Source organism: Micromonospora sp. GCM10011541, assembly GCF_042650725.1.
Taxonomy (GTDB): Bacteria; Actinomycetota; Actinomycetes; order Mycobacteriales; family Micromonosporaceae; genus Micromonospora; species Micromonospora sicca.
In genome coordinates this window covers 25,489-49,452 of the sequence record NZ_JBHSBP010000083.1, presented here as the reverse complement: position 1 = coordinate 49,452, position 23,964 = coordinate 25,489, and the positions used below count along the sequence as shown (strand labels likewise).

The window sequence follows — 23,964 nt, the reverse complement described above, 5'->3', positions numbered from 1 at the left end:
CCAACCGAACACAGGCGACAAGCCGCTGGCCGGCACCCCGAGACAGGGGTGCCGGCCAGCGGCGTTTCCACGTACAAACACAAGACCGTGACCGCCGGGCGGACCAGGGCCAGGGCTGGGGGCGACCGTCCCCGGCGCAGGGATCAAGCCCGACCGCCCGAAGCCGGGGACGGTCGCCCCCAGCCCCCAACAGCAACCAAAGACTCAGGTAGCGCTGAGATGCCCGGTGAGGAGCAGGCACAGGACCAGGGTGCCGAGCGCCACCCGGTACAGCACGAAGAGGTACAGGGTGTGGTGGGCGACGTAGCGCAGCAGCCAGGCGATGGCCGCGTAGCCGATGCCGAAGGCGATCAGCGTCGCGACGGCCATCTGCGCCACGCTCGGCGCGGCGGTGCCCGGCGCGGAGGGCTCGAACACGTCCGGGATGCTGAACACGCCGGATATCACCACGGCCGGGATGGCCAGCAGGAACGAGTACCGCGCCGCCGTCTCCCGGGTGAGGTTCAGCAGCAGGCCGAAGGTGAGCGTGCCGCCGGACCGGGACACGCCGGGGATCAGCGCCATGGCCTGGGCGAAGCCCATCACGACACCGTCGCGCATCCGGAAGTTCTCCAGCGTGCGGGTCTGCCGCCCCCAGTACTCGGCGAAGGCCAGCACCAGCGCGAAGAAGATCAGCGTGAAGGAGATCAGGTACAGGTTCCGGCCGGCGGTGCGGATCTGGTCCTTGAACAGCAGGCCGAAAATGCCGATCGGGATGGTGCCGACGATGACGTACCAGCCCATCCGGTAGTCGAGGCTGGACCGGACCGAGCGGTCCACCAGTCCGAGCACCCAGGTGCGGGCGATCCGCCAGATGTCCTTGAAGAAGTAGATGAGCACCGCCGCCTCGGTGCCCAGTTGGGTCACCGCGGTGAACGAGGCGCCCGCGTCCCGGCCGAAGAAGATCGCCGAGGTGATGCGCAGGTGACCGGACGAGCTGACCGGCAGGAATTCCGTGAGCCCCTGGACGATGCCCAGGACGATGGCCTCGACCCAGGTCACTCTCCGACTCCGGAGAGTTCCAGCGCCTCCGCGACGGTCCGCAGGGTCTGCACGCCGCTGTCCCGGTCGGCGACGAAGAGGGTCACCGACAGGGTGGTGACGCCGGCGGCGGCGTACTCCCGCATCCGCTCGGCGATGCGCTCCTTGGGGCCGAGCAGCGAGGTGCGGTCGATGAACTCCATCGGGATCGCGGCGGCCGCGTCCCGCTGCCGCTTGGCCAGGTAGAGGTCCTGCACCTCGCGGGCGGCGTCGCCGTAGCCCATCCGGGTGGCCAGCTGGTTGTAGAAGTTCTGCTGCCGGCTGCCCATGCCGCCGACGTACAGGGCGGCGTACCAGCGGACCAGCTCGGCGCAGGAGGCGATGTCGTCGCCGACCACGACCGGGACGGACGGGACGACGTCGAAGCCGGCCAGTTCCTTGCCTGCCTTCGCCCGGCCGGCCCGCACGGAGGCGAGCTGCTCCTCGGCGAACTCGGGGGCGTAGAACACGGCGAGCCAGCCGTCCGCGATCTCACCGGCGAGTTCGAGGTTCTTCGGCCCGACCGCGGCCAGGTAGATCGGGATGTGCTCGCGCGGCGGGTGGAAGCCCAGCCGGAGCGCCTTGCCGGGGCCGTCGGGCAGCGGCAGGGTGTGGAACTCGCCGTCGTACGCGACCTCCTTGCGGGCGATCGCCATCTTCACGATGTCGACGTACTCGCGGGTGCGGGCCAGGGGCTTGGCGAAGCGGACGCCGTGCCAGCCCTCGGAGACCTGCGGGCCGGAGACGCCGAGGCCGAGCCGGAACCGGCCGCCGGAGAGCGCGTCGATCGTGGCCGCCGTCATCGCGGTCATCGCCGGGGTCCGGGCGGGGATCTGCATCACCGCGGCGCCCACGTCGATCCGCTGGGTCTGGCCGGCCATCCAGGCCAGCATGCTGGGCGAGTCGGAGCCGTAGGCCTCCGCCGCCCACACCACCGAGCAGCCGAGCCGGTCCGCCTCCTGGGCAAGCGCCAGGTGGTCGGCCGGCGTGCTCCACGCCGTCTGGTATCCGAGGCTGAGCCCGAGTCGCACTGGTCCTCCCACCGTCCGCACCACAGGTCGCATCAGGTTACGCAATGCGGGCGGTGACCACGATCACCGGCTGCCCTCGAACGCGTCACACCCGTTCGGCCGGTGGGGCAGGAACTTGACTTCGGGCGAGGATATCCGTGACGCCGGGTTCGAAATAAGGTTCACGCATGCAACAGCGACCGCTCGGCCGAAGCGGGCTGGCGGTTTCGCGGCTCGCGCTCGGCACCATGACCTGGGGACGGGACACCGACGCGGACGACGCGGCCGCCCAGCTGAAGAGCTACCTCGACGCGGGGGGCAACCTCGTCGACACCGCCGACGTGTACGCCGACGGCGACGCGGAGTCGGTCATCGGCTCCCTGCTGGGCAGTCTGGTGCCCCGGGAGGAGCTGCTCATCGCCACCAAGGCGGGGCTGCGGCCGGGCAGCGGCCGCCGCCGGGACGGCTCGCGCGGGCACCTGCTGCGCACCCTGGACGCGTCGCTGCGCCGGCTCGGCACCGACCACGTCGACCTCTGGCAGGTCCACGGGTACGACCCGGACACCCCGCTGGAGGAGACCCTTTCCGCCCTGGACCACGCCGTGTCCAGCGGGAAGGCCCGGTACGTCGGGGTGTCGAACTTCTCCGGCTGGCAGACCGCCCGGGCCGCCGCCTGGCAGGCCGCCTGGCCCGGCCGGGCCCCCGTGGTGGCCGCCCAGGTGGAGTACTCGCTGCTGGAGCGGGGCGTGGAGCGGGAGGTGCTGCCGGCCTGCGAGGCGATGGGGCTGGGCGTGCTGCCCTGGTCGCCGCTGGGCCGCGGGGTGCTCACCGGCAAGTACCGGCACGGCCGGCCGGCGGACTCCCGCGCCGCCTCGCCGCACTTCGAGCGGTTCGTCGCCACCTACCTGGAGCCGCGCTGCTCCAGCATCGTCGAGGCGGTGGCCACCGCCGCCGGCGGGCTGGGCGTCTCCCCGCTGGAGGTGGCACTGGCCTGGATCCGGGACCGGCCGGGCGTGACCGCCCCGATCCTCGGCGCGCGTACCGTCGGCCAGCTCCTCGGCGCGCTCCAGGTGGAGCGGATGACCCTGCCCGAGGAGATCGTCACCGCGCTGGACGACGTCTCCGCGGTCCCGGTCGGCTACCCGGAACGCGACGGCTGATCGGTCCACCGGACGCGACGTGGATCACCGGCAGGGGGTGGCGAACCGGGCCCGGCCTGGGCAGCATGGAACGCATGGACTACGAATACGCGCCGCTGCGGTTGCCGCCGAATGTCGACCGGGTGACCGCCGCGGCGCAGCTGGCGATCCAGGCGGAGTTCTCCGGATGGGAGTTGGCCCGGGTGCGGCTGTTCCGGGACGGTACGCGGCAGGTGATGTTGCGCCGTCGGCGGATCAACCAGCCGCAGCCGGGCCTGTCGTACTGAGCGACGGCGGACGTACGGTCCCGGGCCCGACCGGGTGGTCGGGCCCGGGCACGTCACGGCCTAGTGGGCGTGGTCGTGCTCCTCGTCCAGCTCCAGGAACGGGTGCTCGTCGAGCCGTCCCACGAGACGGTCGTCGGCGGCCGGCTGGAACGGGCCCATCGGGTCGTCGTCGTCGAATGACTCCAGGTCGACCGGGGTGCCGACCTCGCTGACCATCACCACCCCGTCGAGCGGTTCGAGCTCCGGGACGTCCAGCGCGCTGAGCGAGCCGTCGCCGCTCTGCAGCAGCTCCAGCACCGCCTCGCCGACGCCCTCGACGGGGGCCGGCTCGTCCTCCTCCGTGCCCTCCCGGCGGGCCGCCTCGGCCACCCGGATCAGGGCGGCCACGCTCGGCACCCGGTAGTCGCGGCGCTGCCGCACCGAGATCACCCGCGGGTGCGGGTCGGTCGCCTCGACGCCCTCGGCGCCGCCGAAGCGCTCGTCGGCCTCGTCCGGGTCGATCGACTCGACATCCCAGGGAGTGACCTCCCCGTACGCGTCGAGCAGCTGCTCGTCGTAGGCGACCGAGGCGTTGTTCAAGGCGACGTACGCCTGCCAGACGTCGTCGTCGTCGATCCGGCCCTCGGCGGCGCGGACGGCGGCCAGGTGGGCGCGGGCAGCGGCGATCACGCGCTCGAGAGCGGCGTCCAGCTCACCGTGCTGGTCGGTCATGTGAGGCAGTCCCTTCGCGATGGAGGAGGATCCGCGTCGGCGGTGACGCCGCGGACACGGTTAGCAACTGCGGAGAAACCGGTCGAGAACCCGCACGCCGAACTGTAGCCCGTCCACCGGGACCCGCTCGTCGATGCCATGGAACAGGCCGGAGAAATTGAGGTCGGCGGGCAGCCGCAGCGGCGCGAACCCGAAGCAGCGGATGCCGAGCTGGGAGAAGGCCTTGGCGTCCGTGCCGCCGGAGAGCATGTAGGGCACGGGCCGGGCGCCCCGGTCCTCGGCGCGCAGCGCGGCGGACATCGCGTCGACCAGGTCGCCGTCGAAGGTGGTCTCCAGGGCGGGCTGCCGCTGGATGTACTCGATGTCGATGTCCGGCCCGATCAGCTCGCGCAGCTGCGCCTCCAGCAGCTCCGACTGGCCGGGCAGGCTGCGGCAGTCGATCGTGGCGGTGGCCCGGCCGGGGATGACGTTGTCCTTGTAGCCGGCGGCCAGCCGGGTCGGGTTGGCGGTGCTGCGGATCGTCGCGCCGATGATGTTGGCGATCGGGCCGAGCTTGGCGATCGCGGTCTCCGGGTCGTTCGGGTCGATCTCGATGCCGAGCACCTCGGAGACCTCCTCGAGGAAGGCCCGCACGGTCGCGGTGACGGTGACCGGGAAGCGATGCCGGCCGACCCGGGCGACCGCCTCGGCGAGCGCGGTGACCGCGTTGTCGTCGTGGACGAACGAGCCGTGCCCGGGGCGGCCCTTGGCGTGCAGCCGCAGCCAGTCGATGCCCTTCTCGGCGGTCTCGATGAGGTAGAGCCGCTGGGACTCGTCGATCGAGTAGGAGAAGCCGCCGACCTCGCCGATCGCCTCGGTGCACCCGTCGAAGAGGCCCCGGTGCCGCTGGGCGAGGAAGTGCGCGCCGTAGTCGCTGCCGGCCTCCTCGTCGGCGGTGAAGGCGAGCACGATGTCCCGCGCCGGACGGACCCCGGCGCGCTGCCAGCCGCGGACCACGGCGAGCACCATGGCGTCGAAGTCCTTCATGTCGATCGCGCCCCGGCCCCACAGGTAGCCGTCGCGGATCTCGCCGGAGAACGGGTGCACCGACCACTCGTCCGGGTCGGCGGGGACCACGTCGAGGTGGCCGTGGACCAGCAGCGCGTCGCGGCCCGGGTCCGTGCCGGGGATCCGGGCGACGAGGTTGGCCCGGCCGGGCGCCGACTCGTGGATCTCCGCGTCGACGCCGACCTCGGCCAGCTTCTCCGCCACGTACTCGGCGGCGCGCCGTTCGCCGACGCTGGTGTCGTTGTCCCCGGTGTTGGTGGTGTCGATCCGCAGCAGGTCGCGGCAGAGGCCGACGACCTCGTCGGTGGGGTCGGGTCGGGCGGAGGCGGCGTCGCTCGTCATGGGCTCTTCATACCAGCCGGGGCGACCCGGTGGCGCGCCCCGCCCCGCTCCCCGGGGCGCGCCGGCGGCCCGGACGGCGGCCGGCCCGGTTTCGCGCGCGCGGCGGTCGGGTACCGCCGCAGTCGTCCCCGCACCGCCCAGCGGGCCGCCGGCCCCCGCCGGCCACCAGTCGAGGAGGGCACCATGACCGTCCCCCTACCGCCGCTGCCACCCGCCGCCGACGACGCGTACCGGCCGGGCGGCCGGAGCCTGGCTGACCTCGTCGACGCCGAGCACCGGCAGCTGCTCGGCCTGGCCGACCAGGTCACCGACCCGGACCTGGCCGCGGAGCGCCGGCGCGAGGTGATCGACGTGCTCACCGCCGCGGTGTCCCGGCACCTCTCCGCCGAGGAGCAGTACCTCTTCCCCGCCGCCCGGGCCGCCGTGCCGGCCAGCGCCGAACTGGTCGACCGGGAGATCGAGGCGGACGCCGCGCTGCTCACCGCCCTGAAGGGACTGTCCGGGCCGGACGACCCCGCGCTGGCCGAGGTGGCCGACCGGGTACGCCGGCACGTCAGCCGGGTCGCCGCGCTGATGACGCCGCTGCGGGCGGTGGCCACCGACGCGGAGCTGATCCGGCTGGGCAACCGGTGGCAGATCGCCGAGGAGGCGGCGCCGACCCGGCCGCACCCCGGCACCCCGGCCACCCCGCCGTGGAACAAGATCGTGGAACCGGCGGTGGGCGTGGTGGACAAGCTCCGGGACGCGGTGACCGGCCGGCGTACCCAGCTGGCGGACCTGGAGCGGCAGCCGAAGACCTGACCCCAAGCCGGTACGCATCGGGGGAGGCCGATGCCGTTCGGGCCTTCCGTCCATCGGTGCGTGGCCCTACCGTCACCCTATGAATCTGGAGCTGCGACACCTCCGGGTGGTGTGCGCGATCGCGGAGACGGGGAGCGTGACCAAGGCGGCCTCGACGCTCGGCCTGGCCCAGCCGGCCCTGACCGCCCAGCTCCAGCGCATCGAACGGATCCTGGGCGGGCCGCTGTTCGAGCGGGACCGGCGGGGCGCCCGCCCCACCGCGCTGGGCGAGCTGGTGCTGGCCCGGGCCCGGGTGCTGCTGCCGGCGATGAAGGGCCTGCAGGACGAGGCGGCGCGGCTGGCCGGGGCGGGCGACCCGCTGGGCCGGTACCGGTTCGGCGGGGTGAACAGCCCGATCCTCGGCCGATTGGTGCACCGGCTCGCCGCCGAGCAGCCCCAGCTGCAGATCACCACGTACGCCTCGTGGTCCGTGGACGAGCTGGCCCAGCTCGTGGCCGGCGGGCGGCTGGACTTCGCGCTCACCGGGGTGTGCGGCGACGCGACCCCGTCGGCGGAGTTCGCGCTGAGCTGGCGGGAGGTCGCCGTCGACCCGGTCCTCGTGCTGCTGCCGCAGACCCACCCGATGGCCGACCGGGAGGAGGTGCGGCTGGCGGACCTGCGGCGGGAGCAGTGGGTGGCGGCGCCCGGCGACGGCTGCTTCGGCGACTGCTTCGCCGCCGCCTGCGCCCGCGCCGGCTTCACCCCGCGGAAGCTGTACGAGACGGACGTCCGCGGCTGCGTGGACCTGGTCGAGGCCGGCGAGGCGGTGGCGCTCTGCCAGGCCACCTTCCGCCCGGTCGCCGGGCTGGTCACCCGCCGGCTGGCCGGGACGCCGCTGCGCTGGCGGCTGCTGCTGGGCTGGCACCCGGACGCCCCGGCCGCCCGGGTCGCCGAGGCGGTGCTGGAGACCGCGGTGGCCGCGTACACGGACGCGCTGGCGCCGCACCCGGACTACCTGGCCTGGCTGCTGCGCCACCCCGACTTCGGCGCCCAGCCATCGGCGGCCCGGCCGCCCGGCGGGGTGCGAACCGCGTGACGGCGGGTATCAGGGCAGCATGACCGATCTGTACCCCGCGGCCGACCAGCGGGAGCTGCTGCGTCAGGCGGCCGCCGCGCACACCGCCGCCTCCCGGGACGTCGAGACCTACCTGCGCCAGCTGCCCGACGTGCCGGACCCGGCCGACATCACCGAGTACGCCAACCTGCTCACCCGCGAGGAACGGGCCCGCCTCGACCGGCAGGCCGCCGCCGACGGCGCCGGCCTGCAGCTGCCCAGCATGGAATCCGAGTAACCGACCACGCGGCACGGCACCCGGGGCTTTCCGGGTGCCGTGCCGGTCGTGGCTCAGCGTTCGACCAGGACGTCGTGGCCGAGGTCGAGCAGCGAGTGCCGCCACTCGTCGTCGGCGTTGCCCCGCTGCGGCCTCTCGTCCACCAGGGACTGGATGCGGTCGATGGCGTCCCGCATCACCTCGATGTCCTCCGGGGTCAGGTCCACCTTCCGCTTGCTGAGCACGTGCAGGATCTGCCGCCCCGGCTCGGGCAGGTTCAGGTCCGGGTTCGGGCCGAACGCCTCCTCGCCCGACCCCCGCGTGAGCAGCCACTGCCGCAGCTGCTCGGAGGGGACGTTCACCTGGGCGTGGAAGTCGTCCCAGATCACCTCGACCTCGGGATCCAGCCGCTTCTCGCGTACCATCACGCCTCCTCTCCCGCCGGCGGCCCGGACGGCGCCGGCTCGCCCTCGTCGGTCCGCTGCTTCACGCCCTCCGGCGGCACCTTCACCCGGGACGGGTTGGCCGTCGGGGGCGCGATGATCGGTTCGCTGCGCTCGGTGTCCTCCCGGGACTCCTCCGGTTCGGTCATGTCCGCCCTCCGGTTCATCGCGGGTGGGACGTCGTCGCCGCCGTGTAGTCGCCGGCGGTCACGTCGAAGGCGAGCTGCCCGTCGCGCGCGTCGACGATGACCTTCTGGCCGGGCGAGATCTCGTTCTCCAGCAGCTTCCGGGAGAGCCGGTTGTCGACCTCCCGCTGGATCACCCGGCGCAGCGGCCGGGCGCCGAACTCGGGCTGGTAGCCGTGCTCGGCGAGCCAGTCGATCCCGGCGGTGGTGAACTCGACCTGGATGTCCTGGGCGTGCAGTCGGCGGCGGGTCTCCTCCAGCATCAGCCCGGTGATCTGGCGCAGCTGCTCGGCCTCCAGCCGTTGGAAGATGATCACCTCGTCGATCCGGTTGAGGAATTCGGGGCGGAAGTTCTCCTGCAACCGGCGCATCAACCGGTCCCGCAGCTCGGTGGCTTCCTGTTCCCGGCCGGGCTCGCCGACACCGAAGCCGACCGTGCGCTGGGTGCCGGTGATCAGCTCCGAGCCCAGGTTGCTCGTCATGATCAGCACGGTGTTCTTGAAGTTCACCGTCCGGCCCTGGCTGTCGGTGAGCCGGCCGTCGTCGAGCACCTGCAACAGGATGTTGAAGACGTCCGGGTGCGCCTTCTCGATCTCGTCCAGCAGCACCACCGCGTACGGTCGGCGGCGCACCGCCTCGGTGAGCTGGCCGGCCTCCTCGTAGCCGACGTACCCGGGCGGGGCGCCGACCAGCCGGCTGACCGTGTGCCGTTCCTGGAACTCGCTCATGTCCACCCGGACCATCCGGTCCGCCTCGCCGAAGAGCGCCTCGGCCAGGGCCCGGGCCAGCTCGGTCTTGCCGACGCCGGTGGGGCCGAGGAAGAGGAAGCTGCCCATCGGCCGGTCCGGGTCGGCCAGCCCGGTCCGGGACCGGCGGACCGCCTCCGCGACGGCGCTGACCGCGTCGTTCTGGCCGACCACCTTCTCGTGCAGGTACCCCTCCAAGCGCAGCAGTCGGTCGCGTTCCTCCTCGGTGAGCTGGTTGACCGGGATGCCGGTGGCCCGGGAGACCACCTCGGCGATCTCCTTCGGCCCGACCGCCGGCACCTGGTTGGGGCCCTCGTCGCCCCGGGCGCGGCGGATCTGGTCCTCCAGCTCGCTGATCCGGTCGCGCAGTGTCGAGGCGCGCTCGTACTGTTCGCCGGAGACGGCCTGCTCCTTGTCCCGGCGCACCTCGTCGAGCTGCTGTTCCAGGTCCCGCACGTCCGCGGCGGGGGTGCGGGTGCGCAGCCGGACCCGCGCCCCCGCCTGGTCGATCAGGTCGATCGCCTTGTCCGGCAGGAACCGGTCGGTGACGTACCGGTCGGAGAGCTCGGCGGCGGCGACCAGGGCCTCGTCGGTGAAGCGGACCTGGTGGTGCGCCTCGTACCGGTCGCGCAGGCCGCGCAGGATGGCGACGGTGTCCTCGACGGTGGGCTCGGGGACGAAGACCGGCTGGAACCGACGGGCCAGCGCGGCGTCCTTCTCGATGCTGCGCCGGTACTCGTCCAGCGTGGTCGCGCCGATCACCCGCAGCTCGCCGCGGGCCAGCGCGGGCTTGAGCATGTTGGACGCGTCCATGCCGCCCTCGCTGCCGGCGCCGCCCGCACCGACCAGGGTGTGGATCTCGTCCAGGAAGATGATCAGCTCGTCCCGGTGCGCCCGGATCTCGTCGATCACCTTCTTCAGCCGTTCCTCGAAGTCGCCCCGGTACCGGGTGCCGGCCACCAGCCCGGCCAGGTCGAGCTGGACGACCCGCTTGCCGATCAGGGTCTCCGGTACGTCGCCGTCGCAGATCCGCTCGGCCAGCCCCTCCACGATGGCGGTCTTGCCCACGCCGGCCTCGCCGATCAGCACCGGGTTGTTCTTGGTCCGGCGGGAGAGGATCTCCACCGCCTGTTCGATCTCGTCGGCCCGCCCGATCACCGGGTCGATCTGGTCGGCGCGGGCCAGGTCGGTAAGGTCCTGGCCGTACTGGTCGAGGGTGGGGGTGCCGCGGTCCGGCTTGGGGCCCTGGCCGCGTTCCGCGCTGGCCGCCTGCAACGACTCCGGTTGGACCCGCCCGGCGGCGAGCATCCGGCCCGCCGGCGACTCCGGGTTGAGCGGCAGGGCCATCAGGATGTGCTCGGGACCGATGTAGTTGGCGCCCATCGCCCGGGAGAGCTGGTGGGCGTCGAGCAGCGCCCGCTTGGCCGCCGGGGTGAGCGACAGGTTCGGTGGCACCTCGCCACGGGGCGCCCCGTCGCCGCGCCCGCCTAGGGCGTTGACCAGGGCGTCCGGGTCGGCGCCGGCACGGCGTACCAGGTCGCGCAGCGGTTCGCGTTGCAGCGCCGCCCAGAGCAGGTGGTCGGTGTCCAGGTCGTTGCTGTGCTTCTGGGCCGCCCGGCGGGCCGCGTCGGCCAGCATCTCCCGCGCGTCGGCGGTCATCAGCCGGGTGATGTCGACCCGGTGCGGCGGCCGGCGTCCTCCCTCGCCCCGGCCGAAGTAGCGGGCCAGGAATTCGTCCCACGGGTCGGAGCCGAAGTCGCCGGGTCCCATCATCTCTGTCCTCCGGAGTCGGGCGCGGCACGGTCGCCGAGGGCAACCCGTGGGCGCGGCACGGTCGGCGGTGGCTACCCGGCGGTCGGCGCGACAAACGCCCCCGGGTGGCACGCTGGGGGCATGCAGACCAGTCCGCTGCTCGTCGTCGACGGCGCCAACGTGGTCGGATCCCGCCCGAACGGCTGGTGGCGGGACCGGGCCGGGGCGGCGGCCCGGCTGCGGGACGCTCTCGTCCCGCTGGCCGAGCGCGGGGTGCCGCCGGAGCTGGCCCCGCCGGTGGAGGTGGTGCTGGTGGTGGAGGGCGCGGCGCGGGACGTCCCGGCCGTCCCGGGGGTGCGGGTGGTCTCCGCGCCCCGTTCGGGTGACGACACCATCGTCGAGCTGGTCGCGGCCGCGCCGGACCGCCGCCGCGTGGTGGTCACGGCCGACCGCGAGCTGCGCGCGCGGGTGGCGGCGCTGGGGGCCGAGGTGCACGGCCCGCGCTGGCTCCGCCCGGCCGCCGGCTGACCGGCGCGCCCCTGGTCCGCCACCGCCGCCGAGAGGCGACTCGTGGATCGGACCGGCCGGTCCGTCGACGGGACCGCGCCGCGCCCGGCCGGCCTTTCCGCACCTCAGACGCCGAATCGGACAGCCGGGCAGGAACACCGCGAGGGCGGATTTTCGCTCACCGAACGGGATGGGATGTAATGGAGATCTCCCCGCCCCCAGGAGGTCCCCGTGGCGAGCGTCGCCGAGCTGAAGGCAGCCATCGATGTCGCCCTTCAGCAGATAGGTGACGGGCAGACAGCCGTGCAGGCGGCCGGCGAGAAGCTGGCCGAGGCGCAGCAGACGCTGGCCGGCGCGCTGGAGGGCAGCGGGCACGAGACGGTCGAGGCCGCGCAGGCCTCGCTGACCCAGGCCAGCCAGGAGCTGGAGGAGTGTCTCGCCGCGACACTGGTGGCGGTCGAGCAGGCGCAGCTCTACGTGTCGACCCTGTAGAGCCGGCCGTGTCCATCATCGAGGACGTCGGCGCGCAGGTCCGCGCCGCTGCCGAGGAGCTGCCCCTGGCGCAGCTGGGGCTGGCGTTGGAGAAGTTCGGCCAGGCCACCGAGCGGCTGCGCTGGGTCCGGCAGGAGTCCGCGAACCCGATGGGCGTACCGGAACTCTCCGCCGCCACCGAACACGCCGAGACCGCCGGCTACGCGCTGCGGGTCGCCCAGGAGCAGCTCGCCGGCTATCTGGCCGCGATCGGACTGGCCGCCGACGGCGCGCCCGCGCCGAAGCCGCAGGAGCGGCGGCCGACGCACGACGCGGCCCGGGACGCGGCGCCGACGGCACCGGGGGCCGGGCCGGAGCGGGGCGCCGACCCGGCGATGCGGCGCTGGTGGTCGGTGCGGGTGGCGGAGCTGACCGGCGGCCGGGAAGGGCCGCCGGACGAGCCGGACGAGCGGGTCGGCGACGCCCGCGAGCTGCTGCGCCGGGTGGTCACCGGAGTCCGCGCCGGTGACCGGGACCGGCTGCACACCGAGCTGCGCCGGGCGCACGCCGACGTCGGGCTCGGGCTCGCCGCGGTCGCCCCGCCGCTGCTGCGCGGCCTGGCCGGCGAGCTGCTCGGCCACCCGCCCAGAGCCGACGACCTGGGCCGGCTGCGCCGGGAGCTGGACGGCCGGGTCCGGGACCTGCTGCCGGGGCTGCCGCCGCCGGTGCTGGACACCCTGCTCACCCGGGTGTGCCGGATGCCCCCGCCCCGCCGCGCCGGCGACCAGGAGCAGCCGCACGCCGCGGACCCCGCGGTCACCGCCGGCGTGCTGACCGGGGTGCTGCTCGCCCGGCTCGGCCGCGACCTGCCGACCGACGCCGACGAACGGCAGCCGGCCCGGGGCTCCGATGCCTGACGTCCGCGGTCAACTGGTCACCCGGGTCCGGGTGATGCTCTCCGAGGCGCTCGGCGCGACCCGCAACCGGTTGTCCGCCGCGGACGCCGAGCTGACCGCCGGCGCGGAGCGGCTGGCCCGGGTGCGGCGCGCCGCGGCGGCCGTACCGGACCGGGTCGGCGCGGCCCGCGACCGCCGGCTGGCCGAGATCGACGCCCGGCACACCACGCGGATCGCGGAGCTGGCCCGCCGGGCCGCGGCGGCCGCGCAGCGCGAGGCCCCCGGCGCGGCCTCGGCGCCGTGGTCGCGGTGGCAGGCCACGCCCGCCGGCCGGGCCGAGACGCCCGGCGCGGTGCGGATCGGCACCGTCCGGATCCCCGACGCCGAGCCGGTGCCCGCGCTGGTGCCGCTGCTGGACGCGGGCCACGTGCACCTGGCCGGCAGCGACCGGGCGGGCATCGCCGCGGTGGTGCCGGCCCTGCTGCTGCGTTCCGTCGGCCGCGCCGACCCGGGCGGGGTCCGCCTCTTCGGGTACGACCCGGAGCACCTCGGCGGCGGCCTGGCCGGGTTCGCCCCGCTGGGCACCGCCGGGCTGCTCACCTTCGTCGGCCCCGGCGGGCTCGGCCGGCTGCTGGACGACCTGGTGGAGCAGATCCGGCGGATCAACGAGACCGTGCTGGCCGGCGAGTACACCTCGCTGCGCGAGCTGGCCACGGCGACCGGCCGGCGCCCGGAGCCGTGGCGGGTGGCGGTGCTGCTCGGCGGCGACGAACTGTCCCGGCACGAGCGCGGCCAGCTGGACCGGGTGGTCCGCACCGGCGCCGCGTGCGGGGTGCACCTGGTGGTCCGCGGGATCGACCTGCCCGACGACCCGACCGTGTCCCGGGTGGTGGTGCAGCCGGACGGGGCCCGGATCGGCGGACTGCCGGTCGTCCTCGACGACCCGCCGCCGGCCACCCTGGTCACCGAGACCTGCCGGGAGGTGGCGTCCCGGGTCAACGCCGGCCCACCGCCGGCGCCCTTCGCCGACCTGCTCCCGCCACCGGAGCGGATGTGGCGGGAGGACTCGGCGCACGGGCTGACCGCGCCGATCGGCGAGGGCCCGCACGGCCGGCCGGTACTGCTCACCCTCGGCGACTACCCGCCGCACGCCCTGATCGGCGGTCCGTCCGGCACCGGCAAGACGAACCTGATCTTCGCCTGGATCGGCGCGCTGGCCTCCCGCTACTCCCCCGCCGAGCTGGAGTTCTACCTGCTGGACTTCAAGGAGGGGGTGTCCTTCGCCCGGTTCGCCCAGGGCCGGCGGGACCCGAGCTGGCTGCCGCACATGCGGCTGGTCGGGATCAACGTCAACACCGACCGGGAGTTCGGGCTGGGGCTGCTGCGCTTCCTCGCCGAGGAGCTGCGCCGCCGGGCGGACGCCGCCAAGAAGCACGAGGTCACCAAGCTGGCCGAGCTGCGGGCGGTGGACCCCACCGGGCACTGGCCGCGGATCGTCGCGGTGGTCGACGAGTTCCAGGCGCTGCTCGCCGGGCGGGACGTGGTGGCCCGGGAGGCCGCCGACCTGCTGGAGGACCTGGCCCGGCGGGGCCGGTCGCAGGGTATCCACCTGGTGCTCGCCTCGCAGGACGTCCGCGGCATCGAGGCGCTGTGGGGGCGGCCCGCCCTGGTCGCCCAGTTCACCCTGCGCATCGCGCTGCCCAAGGCGCTGCGCATCCTGGCCGAACGCAACGACGCCGCCCAGTCGCTGCCCCGGCACCACGCCGTGGTCAACGCCGAGTCCGGGCTGGCCGAGGGGAACGAGGTGGCCCGGATCCCGTCGGCCAGCGACTGGGAGAGCTGGAGCGAGCTGCAGCACCGGCTGTGGCGGATGCGCCCGGCCGACGCCGCCCCGGCCCGGCTCTTCGACGGCGATGCGATCCCCCGTCTCGCGGACGCGCCGGATTTCCGGGCGCTGACCGCGCCGGACGAGGGGGTGCCGCGCAGCCCGGTGGCCCTGCTCGGCGAGATCATCGACGTGCAGGCGCGGTCCGCGACGCTGCGGCTGCCCCGGGCCCCGGGACGCAACCTGGCGGTGCTCGGCACCCGGGTGGACGAGGCGTGCGCGGTGCTGGACGCCGCCGCCCGGTCCCTCGCGCGCCAACACCGCCCCGGCACCGCCCGGTTCTCCATCGCCTGCCTCGACCAGGACGCCGACCCGGCCGCCCGGGCCCTCTACGAGGACCTGGCCGACGACGCCGCCTGGTACGACGAGGAGACGATCCCGGAGCTGATGGCCGAGGTGGGCGACTCGCTCGGCGCGCCTGGCACCCGGAACACCCCGCACTACCTGCTGCTGTACGCGGTCGACGCGGCGGCCGGTCAGCTCGCCGGGCGGGCCGGGCGGCGTACCGGGCTGGAGCAGTTGCGCCGGATCCTGCACGACGGGCCGGAGCGGCGTACCCACGTGCTGGCCTGGTGGCGCGGGGTGGCCCGGATGCGGGTGGACCTGGGCGGGCCGGCCGCCCGCACCGACCAGATCGGCGCGTGGGTGGCGCTCGACGTGCAGGGCGCGGAGCTGGGGTCCTCGCTCTATCCGGGCACCGGCGGGCCGGACTGGTACCCCCGGCCGTGGCGGGGACTCTACTTCGACCGGGCGGCCCACCGCACCGGACAGGTGATCATCCCTTATGGTCCGTCCCGTTGACATCCTCCCGGCCCTATAGGACCGGGATTCCCACGGTCGCCCGTCGAGTTTCCTGCTTCGTCACTGACCGCCTCGTCCGGGAGGGCTCCCGTTGAGGGCTTACACCAGCTCCACAGGCAGACACCGCCAGCCCGGCGGCCAGAATGTTCCGCGCCGCGTTCACGTCACGGTCGTGATTGATGCCGCAGTCGCACGTCCATGTGCGGACGTGCAGCGGCATGGTGTCCCGTACGGCTCTGCATGTCGAGCACAGTTTGGAGGAGGGGAACCAACGGTCGACCGCAATCAACTTACGGCCGTACCACTGGGCCTTGTATCCCAGCATGCTGCGGAACTCGCGCCACGCCGCGTCGCTGATGGCGCGGGCGAGTGTGTGGTTTTTCAGCAGGTTCCGAACGGTGAGGTCCTCGATCGCGATCGTTTGGTTTTCACGAACAAGCCGAGTGGTGATCTTGTGCAGGTGGTCGCGTCGCCGGTCGACGATGCGAGCGTGAACCTTGGCGACCTTGCGGCGGGCCTTGTCCCGGTTCGTCGAGCCCTTGACCTTCCGCGACAGCTCCCGCGGGACGCGGGCGAGCCGGGCACGGTCACGCCGCTCATGCCGAGGGTTGGTGATCTTTTCCCCGGTCGACAGGGTCAGCAGGTTGTCAAGCCCGGCGTCTATCCCGATCGCCGCGGTGGTCGGGGGCAGCGGCTGAACGGTCGGGTCCTCGCACAACAAGGACACGAACCAGCGCCCAACCGGGTCTTGAGACACCGTCACCGTCGATCGCTTCGCACCCTCGGGGAGAGGGCGGGACCACACGATGTGCAACGGCTCCGCCATCTTCGCCAACGTCAGCCTGCCGTCCCGGAAGCGGAAAGCGCTGGTCGTGTACTCCGCCGACTTCCGGCACCTCTTCCGCGACTTGAAACGCGGGTACTTCGCGCGTTTGGCGAAGAAGCTGGCGAAGGCCGTCTGAAGATGACGCAGGGCCTGCTGGAGTGGGACCGAGGAAACGTCGTTGAGGTAGGCCAGTTCCTCTGTCTTCTTCCACGCGGTCAGCATCGCCGATGTGGCGTTGTAGGAGACGTGTTCCTGCCGGAGTGTCCACGCCTCGGTACGCGCCGCCAACGCGAGGTTGTAGACCTTCCGCACGCATCCGAACGTGCGCGACAGCTCAGCCGCCTGCGCGTCCGTGGGATAGAAGCGGTACTTGAATGCTCGCTTCACATGCGTGGTCTTCATGGCTTTCGAACTATCGCATCAACCTGTGACAACCTGCGGGTTGTCGGGAAGGGGCTCGGGTCCACAGTGCCGGCGACCGGCCATCCCTGCCCTGCTCCGCAGGCGTGCGGCTCCTTCCGGCGCTGATGCGGGGTTTCTCAAAGGAGTTCCGATGAACGAACCGGTCGCCAGTGAGACGTACGCCGCCCAGATCCGTCGGCTCGCCGAGCTGACCTCCCGGGTCGCCGCCCAGCGCGAGGAGGCGCACACCTGGTACGCGCAGCAGTGCGCCGCGGCCGACCGGGCGGTCGCCGAGGCCACCGCGCAGGTACGCCGCGCCGAGGCGGAGGCGGCCGAGGCGCGGGAACTGGTGGAGCGGGTCGACGCCGAGGCCGCGCACCTGTGGCAGGAGCTGCGGACCCGGCTGGGGGCGAGCGCGCGGCGGCTGGGTGATCCGCCCGGTCCGGCCCGGGACGCGTCCGGTGACCCGGTGCCGCTGCTGCACGGGGTCCGGGAGCTGCTGGACCGCACCCGTCAGCCGGGTGAGCTGCCGGGCTCGCTCAACCCGCTGCTGGTGCTCTGCGGGGTCGGCGGAGCCGTCGTCGCGTACGTCCTGGGGGTGGGGGCACGGGCGGTCGGCACCGGATCCGGCGGTGACCTGGCGGTCGGGATGCCGGTGCTGGGGCTGGTGGTGACGCTGCTCGGGCCGCTGGTGGGGTTGGCGCCGGCCCGGCTGCTGGCCGACCGCCGGCACGCCGTCCTGGGCCCCCGCCCGATCACCGTGGTGCTGACCGCCGGCCTGGTGACGACGGTCCTCCTGCTCGCCCTCGCCCCCCGCTGACCGTCCCTCCCCCACCTAGCGGCACGCCTGCGGTTGATCATGAAGTTGTTGCCGCGCCGCCCCGTGCCGGGTGACAACAACTTCATGATCAACGAGGCCCGGTGCGGGCTGCCGCGAGGTGAAGGTGGTCAGGCGGGGGTGAGGACGGATTCCTTGAGGAGGCGGCGGGCGAGGACGATGCGGTCGGCGTCGTCGTCGAGGCCGGGGAGGTCGCCGACCCGGGTGACCTCGCCGGCGAGGACGGCACGCAGGGCCGGCTCGCAGGTGCCGGGCAGGGTGATGGTGCGGTCGAACAGGCGCAGCGCCAACTTCCCGTCTCCGGTCGGGGTGAGCTGCCAGCGCAGGCCGGCGCGGGGCGCCACCCGGCTGTCGGCGTCCATCGTGGCCAGGGCCGCGGCCTGGGCCAGGGGGCGGATCGGCGCCGGTCGGGCCGCCGGCCAGGCCCGGTCGCGCAGCCGGGCGGCGACCGCGGCGGGGTCGGCCCGCAGCAGCCAGTCGCGCAGCGCCTCGACCGTCTCGGTCAGCTCCGGCTCGATCGCGTCCGGGTCGGCGACGTCGGTGCCGAAGGGCAGCCCGGCGCGCAGCCGGGCGTCCTCGGCGGCCAGCGCGAGCAGCTCCTCGACGAGGGCGTACCGGGTCAGCGCCCGGATGCCGACGGTCAGGTGCAGCGAGCTGGACTCCTGCGCCTGGGCGCTGTGCAGCCAGCCGCGGGGCAGGTAGAGCGCGTCGCCCGGTTCGAGCACCACGTCCAGCGCGGCGACGCCTTCGGCGGTGGCGGCGACCTCGTCGGCCCGTCCGCCCCAGGGCTGCTTCTCGAGCGGGTCGGGCAGCACCGGCGGGTGGATCCGCCAGTGCTTGCGGCCGTCCACCTGGAGCACGAAGACGTCGTGGGTGTCGTAGTGGGTGGCGAAGCCCTGGCTGCCGGCCGGGGTCAGGTACGCGTTGACCTGCAACGGCTGCCGCAGCGCGGCGCCCAGGTGCCGGGCGAAGTCGACCAGCGCCGGCCAGCTCCGGTGCAGGCCCTGGAGCACCAGGGTCGCGCCGGCGGCGTACAGGTCCAGAACCTTCTCGTCGAGGACCTGGTCGTCGATCTCGGCGCCCGCGCCGCCGCCGCCGGTGTAGCACGCCGCCGGCACGAGCTGGCCGTCCTTGGCCACCCGCAGGAACGGGGTACGCAGACCGCGCCGGCTGAGCAGCTCGTCGGCGTCGGCGGGGCTGAGCAGGTCGGCGAAGCCGCGCGGGTTGGGCAGCTCGGCGGCGCGGGAGAGCAGCGGCGCGACGCCCCAGTGGGCGGCGGCGAACTTCGCCGGTTCCACCGAGATGCACCGGGCGAGGGCGTCGGTGGCGGAAGACGGAACCGCCGGGCGGCCGTGGCCGCCCGGCGGGTCGAGGTGCGTCACGACCATCCGTCAGCGGGCGCTGCCGTCGGCGCCGCCGTCGCGCTGGCCCGGGGTCGCGCCACCGTCGGCCGGACCCTCGGCGCCGCCGTCCGCGCCACCGTCCTGCTGGCCCGGGGTCGCGCCGCCGTCGGCCGGACCCTCGGCGCCACGGTCCGCCCCTCGGTCGGCGCCACGCTCCGCGCCACGGTCGGCGCCACCGTCGGCGCCACCGTCCTGCTGGCCCGGGGTCGCGCCACCGTCGGCCGGGCCTTCGGGGCCGCCGCCGCTGGTGGTCTGCATGTCGTCGTCGTTGAGTGGCATCGGTGCTCCCTCGGGTGTGCCGCCCCGTCGTCGGTCGGGGTCCGTCGTGCAGCGGGTGGTACCCCACGCGCGATCTTCTCTAACCCACGGTAGACGTCGGAACCCGGCGACACGGACGGTTCGCCGGGCCCCGAACCTGGGCCATCCGTTGCGGCCAGGCCACGCCTGCGGGCGCGGACCGGTGCGCGGTGTCAGGATGTACCGGGAATTGGCCGGCAGGAGGGTCGCATGGCGCAACCGGAGGTCGAGCCGCTGGAACCGCTGCCCGAGGACTGGCAGCGCGGCCTGGCGGTGGTGGCGCACCCCGACGACCTGGAGTTCGGCGCCGCGGCGGCCGTGGCGCGCTGGACCGGGCAGGGCAAGGAGATCGTCTACTGCCTGGTCAGCAGCGGCGAGGCGGGCATCGACGGGATGCCGCCGGAGCGGACCCGGGAGATCCGCGAGCGGGAACAGCGCGAATCGGCCGCCCTGGTCGGGGTGCCGACCGTGGAGTTCCTCGGCCTCCCCGACGGCCTGCTGGAGTACGGCGTCGCGCTGCGCTGCGAGATCGCCGCGGTGGTCCGGCGGCACCGCCCCGACGTCGTCATCACCAACAACTTCCGGGACACCTGGGACGGGGCGTACGCGCTCAACCAGGCCGACCACATCGCCACCGGCCGCGCGGTGCTGGACGCGGTCCGCGACGCCGGCAACCGGTGGATCTTCTCGGAGCAGTTGGTCGACGGTGTCGAGCCGTGGAACCGGGTACGGCAGGTCTGGGCGGCCGCCTCCCCGCAGTCCCGGCACGGCGTGGACGTCACGGCGACCTTCGAACGGGGCGTGGCGTCGCTGCGGGCGCACGCGGAGTACCTGCGCGGGCTCGGGGACGGCGGCTTCGACCCGGAGGAGTTCCTGGAGGGGATCAGCCGGCCCGCCGGCACCCGTCTCGGGGTCCGCTACGGCGCCGCCTTCGAGGTCTTCCACTTCGACCTCTTCTGAGCGGTCGAGTCGCGCCTCCGGGTCACGGCGCCTTGCAGGCATGGCGGTGGAGCCGACCTGCCGACTTCGGCGAGAGTCCGCGTGGGACCGGTGGGCTTCGGAAGGATCGGCCCAGGGAACGTTCCGCACGCGAGCCGTCCGAGGCGTTGCCATGTCCCAGCCGGCGAGTCATCCACCGGCCCCCTCGCGCACCTGGTACCGGCCGATGGTCGCCCGCCCCACCGACGAGCCGTACCGGCGGGTCACTCCGCTGGAACTGCTCTTCGACCTGTGCTTCGTGGCCGCGGTGCGACAGGCCGCCGACCGGCTGCACCACAACCTGGGCGAGGCCGACATCGGCCATGGGATCGGCCTCTACCCGGCGGTGTTCTTCGCGATCTGGTGGGCCTGGATGAACTTCACCACGTTCGCCTCCGCGTACGACCCCGAGGACGACGTCTACCGCCTCACTACCCTCGTCCAGATCGCCGGGGCGCTGGTGATCGCCGGTGGCGTGCCCCGCGCCTTCGACCACGGCGACTTCTCCGTCAGCACGTACGGGTACGTGATCATGCGCCTGGCGATGGTCGGGCAGTGGTTGCGCGTCGCCCACAGCGATCCCGAGCGGCGCGCCACCGCGCTGCGCTACGCCGTGGGCATCATCGTGCTGCAGGCGGCCTGGATCGCCCGGCTGGCACTGCCCGACGGGTGGCCCTGGCTGTTGCCCGGCTTCCTGGCGGTCGCCGTCGCCGAACTGCTACTGCCGTTCTGGGCCCGCCGCCCCGCCCCGATCATCTGGCACCCGCGCCACATCACCGAGCGGTACGGCCTGTTCACCATCATCGTGCTCGGCGAGTCGGTGCTCGCCGCGAGCCTCGCCGTGCAGACCGCCTTCGACCGGGGAACCAAGGCGAGCCCCCTGCTGTCGACCGCCGGTGCCGGAATCGTGATCGTCTTCGCCGTCTGGTGGCTGTATTTCGACCGCCCGGTCGAACACCTGGCAACGACGCCGCGCGTGGCACTGCTGTGGGGATACGGCCAGTATCTGATCTTCGCGTCGGCGGCCGCGCTCGGCGCGGGCCTGGCCGTCGACGTCGACTACCAGACCGGGGCGGCGCACCTCGGGCGCGTCGCCGCCGGGTATTCCGTGGCCGCCCCGGTCGCCATCTACCTGATCGCCGTCTGGACGCTGCACATCCGCCCGTACGAGCAGCTGAAGATGACCGTGCCTGGGCCACGGCGGCGCTCGTGCTCCTCACCCCGCTCACCCCCGCGCCGTCCGGCCTGACTGCTCTGCTCCTCGCCGCCCTCGTCGCCACCACCGTCATGGTCAGCCGACGCAGGATGGGCGCGGCGACTGGTCACTAGGTCCGCGCCCGCTGTCGTGGCGGCGACCCAGCCTGCCGATGCGTGCCCGATCGCCGGGCACTTCGCCTGGCTTGGTCGTTTCCAGCTGCACGCCGCATGGCCGGATGACACGCTCGGACAGGACAACCTGCCCGAGGAGTTGGAGGAGCATGAGCACTACGGCTGCATCGGTCGGCGCCTGATGGGCTTGGTGGCGATCGTGCTGGCCTCGCTGGGAGCGGCGCTCCTGCTGGATCGGTTCACCGGCGTGCTCGTCCGGCGAGTCGCCCGTGGCCGCTACCAGTGGGCCCTTACGCCGCTGTACCAGGCCTGCCGACGTCCCGCGATCATGGTGCTACTGCTCGGGGCGCTGTACTTCGTGATGCCGTCAGGGCCGGACCCGTGGGTTCGCGCCGTCCGCCACGGGGTCCAACTGCTGCTGATCGGCGGTTCCGCGTGGCTGATCGTGAAGGCCCTGCACGTCGCCGAAAGCATCATCTTCAGCCGGCTGCCGGAGGCGGCGGTCTCAGACCGCCGCATCCGGCGCGCTCGCACCCAGGTCCGGCCGGTACGGCGCCTCACCGCGACCGTCGTCACCATCCTGGCGATCGGCCTGATCATGGTGACCTTCCGGCCGGTACGCCTGTTCGGTCTGTCGGTGTTGGGCTCGGCCGGAGTGGTCGGCGCGGTGATCGGGCTCTCCGCGCGGACCGCCCTGGGCAACGCCTTCGCCGGAATCCAGGTGGCCTTCGCCGACTCACTGCACGTCGGCGACGTCCTGGTGATCGAGGGTGAGTGGGGCCGCGTCGAGGAGTTGAAGCTCACCAACGTCGTCATCCGACTCTGGGACGACCGGGTGCTCATCCTGCCCACGACCTACTTCACCGAACGCCCGTTCCAGAACTGGACCCGGAACGAAAGCCGGGTGGTCGGCCAGATCAAACTTCACGTGGACCACACCGCCGACCTGGATGACCTCCGCACGGAGGCTCGGCGGCTGGTCGAGGCGTCGCCACTGTGGGACCGCGACCGATGGGTGCTGCAGATGGTCGACGCGACCGCACAAAGCGTGGTCATCCAGATCCAGGCTTCCGCCGCCGACGGCCCGAGTGCCTGGGACCTCCGCTGCGACCTCCGCGAGGGCCTGATCCGCTACCTTCGGGATGAACACCCGCAATGGCTCCCCCGCACCCGCAGCGAATACAAGCCCTGAACCTCCGACAGCGGTACGCCGCAACGAACCTCCAAGGGCACGATCACAATGATCCTGGTCGGCACCTCCGGCTGGCAGTACCGGGACTGGCGGGAGCGCTTCTACCCGGCGAAGCTGCCGCAGCGGCTCTGGCTGGAGCACTTCGCCGAACGGTTCGCCACCGTCGAGGTGAACAACGCCTTCTACCGGCTGCCCGAACGGGACACCTTCGTCGCCTCGCGGGCGCGCACCCCCGACGACTTCTGTGTGGCGGTGAAGATGAGCCGCTACCTCACCCACATCAAGCGGCTGCGCGAGCCGGCCGAGCCGGTGGCCCGGTTCCTGGACCGGGCCGGCGGGCTGGGCGACCGGCTCGGACCCGTGCTCGTGCAACTCCCGCCGAACCTGCGCGCCGACCCCGACGCGCTCGACGCGACGCTGCGGCTCTTCCCCGCCGACGTGCGGGTGGCGGTGGAACCCCGGCACCCCTCGTGGTGGAGCGACGACACCCGGCTGGTCCTCGAACGGCGCCGGGCCGCGCTGGTCTGGGCCGACCGGCTCAGCCGGCCGGTGACGCCGCTGTGGCGCACCACCGACTTCGGCTACCTGCGCTTGCACGAGGGGCGCGCCCGCCCGTGGCCGCGCTACGGCCGGGCCGCGCTGGCGTCCTGGGTACGCCGGCTGGGCGACACGTTCAGCGACGCCGAGCCCGCGTACGTCTACTTCAACAACGACCCCGGCGGGGCGGCGATCGTCGACGCGGTGGCCTTCGCCGGACTGGCCCGGCGGGCCGGCCTCCCGGTCAGCCGGACGCCGAGGGCCCGCCCCACCGGAGTGGAGCGGGCCGGGACGGGGCCGGTCAGGGAATCATCCGGCCCAGGTCCTTCGGCATCTGCGACTTGACGTCCTGCCACTCGCCCTGGGTGACGTGCCGGCGCAGGGTGTCCAGCACCACCTGCACCACCCGCTCCGTGCCGCCCTCCACGTCGTACGGGAAGCCCTGGCGGACCTCATAGAGGAAGTCTTCCCGGTTCAGCTTGATCGGCACGTTCTCCGGCTGCCAGCCGTCGAAGTAGATGCCGCGGACCAGCACCGGCAACTGCTGGGCGAACTCCACGCTCTGCTGCACCGGCAGCCGGTCGCGCAGCAGGTGCAGCACCGTGCGCAACGCCGCGTACGACTGGTTGCGCTGTTCCTTCGGCCAGCCGTACGCCTGCTCGATGTCCTTGAGCATCAGGTTTGTCTTGTCCATCGAGGACTCGACCGCGGAAATCAGCTGCTCAGCCATCTATCCACCCCCGTGCGTCGGTTTCCCAGCGTCGGTCGTC

General features: G+C 73.5%; 25 protein-coding genes. 14 read left to right on the top strand and 11 right to left on the bottom strand.

The window, feature by feature from the left end:
- Window positions 1-204 precede the first annotated feature (204 nt).
- Window positions 205-1,041: an undecaprenyl-diphosphate phosphatase gene (locus tag ACFOYX_RS30080; protein WP_109800706.1), complete on the bottom strand. Its 837-nt coding sequence runs from the start codon at window positions 1,039-1,041 to the stop codon at window positions 205-207.
- Window positions 1,038-2,090: an LLM class F420-dependent oxidoreductase gene (locus ACFOYX_RS30075; RefSeq protein WP_322441788.1), complete on the bottom strand. Its 1,053-nt coding sequence runs from the start codon at window positions 2,088-2,090 to the stop codon at window positions 1,038-1,040. Before ACFOYX_RS30075 ends, ACFOYX_RS30080 begins: the two co-directional genes overlap by 4 nt.
- Before the next feature lie 167 nt (window positions 2,091-2,257).
- Here ACFOYX_RS30075 and ACFOYX_RS30070 point away from each other — a divergent pair, with 167 nt between their 5' ends.
- Together ACFOYX_RS30070 and ACFOYX_RS30065 are read left to right on the top strand one after the other, a co-directional pair.
- Window positions 2,258-3,229 (top strand): aldo/keto reductase, encoded by a 972-nt coding sequence (locus ACFOYX_RS30070; RefSeq protein WP_109800708.1) that lies wholly within the window; start codon window positions 2,258-2,260, stop codon window positions 3,227-3,229.
- Window positions 3,230-3,303: 74 nt separating this feature from the next.
- Complete coding sequence (locus ACFOYX_RS30065) at window positions 3,304-3,495, top strand: DUF5703 family protein (protein ID WP_089014793.1); 192 nt, start codon at window positions 3,304-3,306, stop codon at window positions 3,493-3,495.
- A gap of 60 nt (window positions 3,496-3,555) precedes the next feature.
- On the opposite strand, the gene ACFOYX_RS30060 is transcribed toward ACFOYX_RS30065, so the two are convergent.
- Both ACFOYX_RS30060 and ACFOYX_RS30055 read right to left on the bottom strand, forming a co-directional pair.
- On the bottom strand, window positions 3,556-4,206 hold the full coding sequence (locus ACFOYX_RS30060; RefSeq protein ID WP_109800709.1) for a hypothetical protein: 651 nt from the start codon (window positions 4,204-4,206) through the stop codon (window positions 3,556-3,558).
- 60 nt (window positions 4,207-4,266) lie between these two features.
- A complete protein-coding gene (locus ACFOYX_RS30055; RefSeq protein ID WP_322441789.1) occupies window positions 4,267-5,595 on the bottom strand; it encodes a M20/M25/M40 family metallo-hydrolase in 1,329 nt (442 codons plus the stop codon).
- A 183-nt stretch (window positions 5,596-5,778) separates the two neighbouring features.
- Here ACFOYX_RS30055 and ACFOYX_RS30050 point away from each other — a divergent pair, with 183 nt between their 5' ends.
- The 3 genes from ACFOYX_RS30050 to ACFOYX_RS30040 all read left to right on the top strand — a co-directional run bounded on the left by ACFOYX_RS30050 (window position 5,779) and on the right by ACFOYX_RS30040 (window position 7,727).
- Window positions 5,779-6,396 (top strand): hemerythrin domain-containing protein, encoded by a 618-nt coding sequence (locus tag ACFOYX_RS30050; RefSeq protein ID WP_322441791.1) that lies wholly within the window; start codon window positions 5,779-5,781, stop codon window positions 6,394-6,396.
- A 79-nt stretch (window positions 6,397-6,475) separates the two neighbouring features.
- Window positions 6,476-7,471 carry a LysR family transcriptional regulator gene (locus tag ACFOYX_RS30045; RefSeq protein ID WP_322441792.1) on the top strand — a complete coding sequence of 332 codons (996 nt, stop codon included), beginning with the start codon at window positions 6,476-6,478 and terminating at the stop codon, window positions 7,469-7,471.
- Window positions 7,472-7,490: 19 nt separating this feature from the next.
- Window positions 7,491-7,727 (top strand): hypothetical protein, encoded by a 237-nt coding sequence (locus tag ACFOYX_RS30040; RefSeq protein ID WP_322441793.1) that lies wholly within the window; start codon window positions 7,491-7,493, stop codon window positions 7,725-7,727.
- A gap of 53 nt (window positions 7,728-7,780) precedes the next feature.
- On the opposite strand, the gene ACFOYX_RS30035 is transcribed toward ACFOYX_RS30040, so the two are convergent.
- Genes ACFOYX_RS30035 through ACFOYX_RS30025 form a run of 3 tightly spaced genes read right to left on the bottom strand, consistent with a single transcriptional unit; the run spans window position 7,781 to window position 10,853 of the window.
- The gene (locus ACFOYX_RS30035) at window positions 7,781-8,131 is read right to left on the bottom strand and encodes a DUF3140 domain-containing protein (RefSeq protein WP_322441794.1); all 351 of its coding nucleotides are present in this window, start codon (window positions 8,129-8,131) and stop codon (window positions 7,781-7,783) included.
- Complete coding sequence (locus ACFOYX_RS30030; RefSeq protein ID WP_322441795.1) at window positions 8,131-8,298, bottom strand: hypothetical protein; 168 nt, start codon at window positions 8,296-8,298, stop codon at window positions 8,131-8,133. The genes ACFOYX_RS30035 and ACFOYX_RS30030 overlap by 1 nt, the downstream gene beginning before the upstream one ends.
- Window positions 8,299-8,312: 14 nt before the next feature.
- A complete protein-coding gene (locus ACFOYX_RS30025) occupies window positions 8,313-10,853 on the bottom strand; it encodes an ATP-dependent Clp protease ATP-binding subunit (RefSeq protein WP_109800715.1) in 2,541 nt (846 codons plus the stop codon).
- Window positions 10,854-10,973: 120 nt separating this feature from the next.
- Between ACFOYX_RS30025 and ACFOYX_RS30020 the strand changes: the two genes are divergently transcribed.
- From ACFOYX_RS30020 to ACFOYX_RS30005, 4 genes are all read left to right on the top strand, one after another.
- On the top strand, window positions 10,974-11,360 hold the full coding sequence (locus tag ACFOYX_RS30020) for a hypothetical protein (protein ID WP_322441796.1): 387 nt from the start codon (window positions 10,974-10,976) through the stop codon (window positions 11,358-11,360).
- A 210-nt stretch (window positions 11,361-11,570) separates the two neighbouring features.
- Window positions 11,571-11,831 (top strand): hypothetical protein, encoded by a 261-nt coding sequence (locus ACFOYX_RS30015; RefSeq protein ID WP_007076395.1) that lies wholly within the window; start codon window positions 11,571-11,573, stop codon window positions 11,829-11,831.
- Between the two features lie 8 nt (window positions 11,832-11,839).
- Complete coding sequence (locus ACFOYX_RS30010; RefSeq protein WP_109800717.1) at window positions 11,840-12,727, top strand: hypothetical protein; 888 nt, start codon at window positions 11,840-11,842, stop codon at window positions 12,725-12,727.
- On the top strand, window positions 12,720-15,392 hold the full coding sequence (locus ACFOYX_RS30005; protein ID WP_322441797.1) for an FtsK/SpoIIIE domain-containing protein: 2,673 nt from the start codon (window positions 12,720-12,722) through the stop codon (window positions 15,390-15,392). Before ACFOYX_RS30010 ends, ACFOYX_RS30005 begins: the two co-directional genes overlap by 8 nt.
- Before the next feature lie 13 nt (window positions 15,393-15,405).
- On the opposite strand, the gene ACFOYX_RS30000 is transcribed toward ACFOYX_RS30005, so the two are convergent.
- A complete protein-coding gene (locus ACFOYX_RS30000; protein WP_322441798.1) occupies window positions 15,406-16,620 on the bottom strand; it encodes an RNA-guided endonuclease TnpB family protein in 1,215 nt (404 codons plus the stop codon).
- A gap of 151 nt (window positions 16,621-16,771) precedes the next feature.
- On the opposite strand from ACFOYX_RS30000, the gene ACFOYX_RS29995 reads away from it, so the two are divergent.
- Window positions 16,772-17,440 carry a hypothetical protein gene (locus tag ACFOYX_RS29995; RefSeq protein ID WP_238455154.1) on the top strand — a complete coding sequence of 223 codons (669 nt, stop codon included), beginning with the start codon at window positions 16,772-16,774 and terminating at the stop codon, window positions 17,438-17,440.
- A gap of 128 nt (window positions 17,441-17,568) precedes the next feature.
- Here the strand turns inward: ACFOYX_RS29995 and ACFOYX_RS29990 are convergent, their stop codons facing one another.
- Window positions 17,569-18,840 carry a JmjC domain-containing protein gene (locus ACFOYX_RS29990; protein WP_322441800.1) on the bottom strand — a complete coding sequence of 424 codons (1,272 nt, stop codon included), beginning with the start codon at window positions 18,838-18,840 and terminating at the stop codon, window positions 17,569-17,571.
- Window positions 18,841-18,849: 9 nt separating this feature from the next.
- Window positions 18,850-19,140, bottom strand: a complete 291-nt coding sequence (locus ACFOYX_RS29985; RefSeq protein ID WP_109804838.1) for a hypothetical protein — start codon at window positions 19,138-19,140, stop codon at window positions 18,850-18,852.
- A 228-nt stretch (window positions 19,141-19,368) separates the two neighbouring features.
- Here ACFOYX_RS29985 and ACFOYX_RS29980 point away from each other — a divergent pair, with 228 nt between their 5' ends.
- The 4 genes from ACFOYX_RS29980 (at window position 19,369) to ACFOYX_RS29965 (ending at window position 23,539) form a co-directional block, all read left to right on the top strand.
- Window positions 19,369-20,118, top strand: coding sequence for a PIG-L deacetylase family protein (locus ACFOYX_RS29980; RefSeq protein ID WP_109804839.1), 750 nt, complete (start codon window positions 19,369-19,371; stop codon window positions 20,116-20,118).
- A 151-nt stretch (window positions 20,119-20,269) separates the two neighbouring features.
- A complete protein-coding gene (locus ACFOYX_RS29975) occupies window positions 20,270-21,385 on the top strand; it encodes a low temperature requirement protein A (protein WP_322441803.1) in 1,116 nt (371 codons plus the stop codon).
- Between the two features lie 96 nt (window positions 21,386-21,481).
- Window positions 21,482-22,657 carry a mechanosensitive ion channel domain-containing protein gene (locus ACFOYX_RS29970; protein WP_322441805.1) on the top strand — a complete coding sequence of 392 codons (1,176 nt, stop codon included), beginning with the start codon at window positions 21,482-21,484 and terminating at the stop codon, window positions 22,655-22,657.
- 48 nt (window positions 22,658-22,705) lie between these two features.
- Window positions 22,706-23,539, top strand: a complete 834-nt coding sequence (locus ACFOYX_RS29965) for a DUF72 domain-containing protein (RefSeq protein WP_322441807.1) — start codon at window positions 22,706-22,708, stop codon at window positions 23,537-23,539.
- On the opposite strand, the gene ACFOYX_RS29960 is transcribed toward ACFOYX_RS29965, so the two are convergent.
- Window positions 23,496-23,924: a DUF2267 domain-containing protein gene (locus tag ACFOYX_RS29960; protein WP_322441808.1), complete on the bottom strand. Its 429-nt coding sequence runs from the start codon at window positions 23,922-23,924 to the stop codon at window positions 23,496-23,498. The genes ACFOYX_RS29965 and ACFOYX_RS29960 overlap by 44 nt on opposite strands.
- Window positions 23,925-23,964 lie beyond the last annotated feature (40 nt).

Bases quoted from the DNA above. Each gene is read 5' to 3' on its own strand.
- ACFOYX_RS30070 (WP_109800708.1), top strand. From the start codon at position 2,258: ATGCAACAGCGACCGCTCGGCCGAAGCGGGCTGGCGGTTTCGCGGCTC.
- ACFOYX_RS30065 (WP_089014793.1), top strand. From the start codon at position 3,304: ATGGACTACGAATACGCGCCGCTGCGGTTGCCGCCGAATGTCGACCGG.
- ACFOYX_RS30060 (WP_109800709.1), bottom strand. From the start codon at position 4,206: ATGACCGACCAGCACGGTGAGCTGGACGCCGCTCTCGAGCGCGTGATC.
- ACFOYX_RS30055 (WP_322441789.1), bottom strand. From the start codon at position 5,595: ATGACGAGCGACGCCGCCTCCGCCCGACCCGACCCCACCGACGAGGTC.
- ACFOYX_RS30050 (WP_322441791.1), top strand. From the start codon at position 5,779: ATGACCGTCCCCCTACCGCCGCTGCCACCCGCCGCCGACGACGCGTAC.
- ACFOYX_RS30045 (WP_322441792.1), top strand. From the start codon at position 6,476: ATGAATCTGGAGCTGCGACACCTCCGGGTGGTGTGCGCGATCGCGGAG.
- ACFOYX_RS30040 (WP_322441793.1), top strand. From the start codon at position 7,491: ATGACCGATCTGTACCCCGCGGCCGACCAGCGGGAGCTGCTGCGTCAG.
- ACFOYX_RS30035 (WP_322441794.1), bottom strand. From the start codon at position 8,131: ATGGTACGCGAGAAGCGGCTGGATCCCGAGGTCGAGGTGATCTGGGAC.
- ACFOYX_RS30030 (WP_322441795.1), bottom strand. From the start codon at position 8,298: ATGACCGAACCGGAGGAGTCCCGGGAGGACACCGAGCGCAGCGAACCG.
- ACFOYX_RS30025 (WP_109800715.1), bottom strand. From the start codon at position 10,853: ATGATGGGACCCGGCGACTTCGGCTCCGACCCGTGGGACGAATTCCTG.
- ACFOYX_RS30020 (WP_322441796.1), top strand. From the start codon at position 10,974: ATGCAGACCAGTCCGCTGCTCGTCGTCGACGGCGCCAACGTGGTCGGA.
- ACFOYX_RS30005 (WP_322441797.1), top strand. From the start codon at position 12,720: ATGCCTGACGTCCGCGGTCAACTGGTCACCCGGGTCCGGGTGATGCTC.
- ACFOYX_RS30000 (WP_322441798.1), bottom strand. From the start codon at position 16,620: ATGAAGACCACGCATGTGAAGCGAGCATTCAAGTACCGCTTCTATCCC.
- ACFOYX_RS29995 (WP_238455154.1), top strand. From the start codon at position 16,772: ATGAACGAACCGGTCGCCAGTGAGACGTACGCCGCCCAGATCCGTCGG.
- ACFOYX_RS29985 (WP_109804838.1), bottom strand. From the start codon at position 19,140: ATGCCACTCAACGACGACGACATGCAGACCACCAGCGGCGGCGGCCCC.
- ACFOYX_RS29980 (WP_109804839.1), top strand. From the start codon at position 19,369: ATGGCGCAACCGGAGGTCGAGCCGCTGGAACCGCTGCCCGAGGACTGG.
- ACFOYX_RS29975 (WP_322441803.1), top strand. From the start codon at position 20,270: ATGTCCCAGCCGGCGAGTCATCCACCGGCCCCCTCGCGCACCTGGTAC.
- ACFOYX_RS29965 (WP_322441807.1), top strand. From the start codon at position 22,706: ATGATCCTGGTCGGCACCTCCGGCTGGCAGTACCGGGACTGGCGGGAG.
- ACFOYX_RS29960 (WP_322441808.1), bottom strand. From the start codon at position 23,924: ATGGCTGAGCAGCTGATTTCCGCGGTCGAGTCCTCGATGGACAAGACA.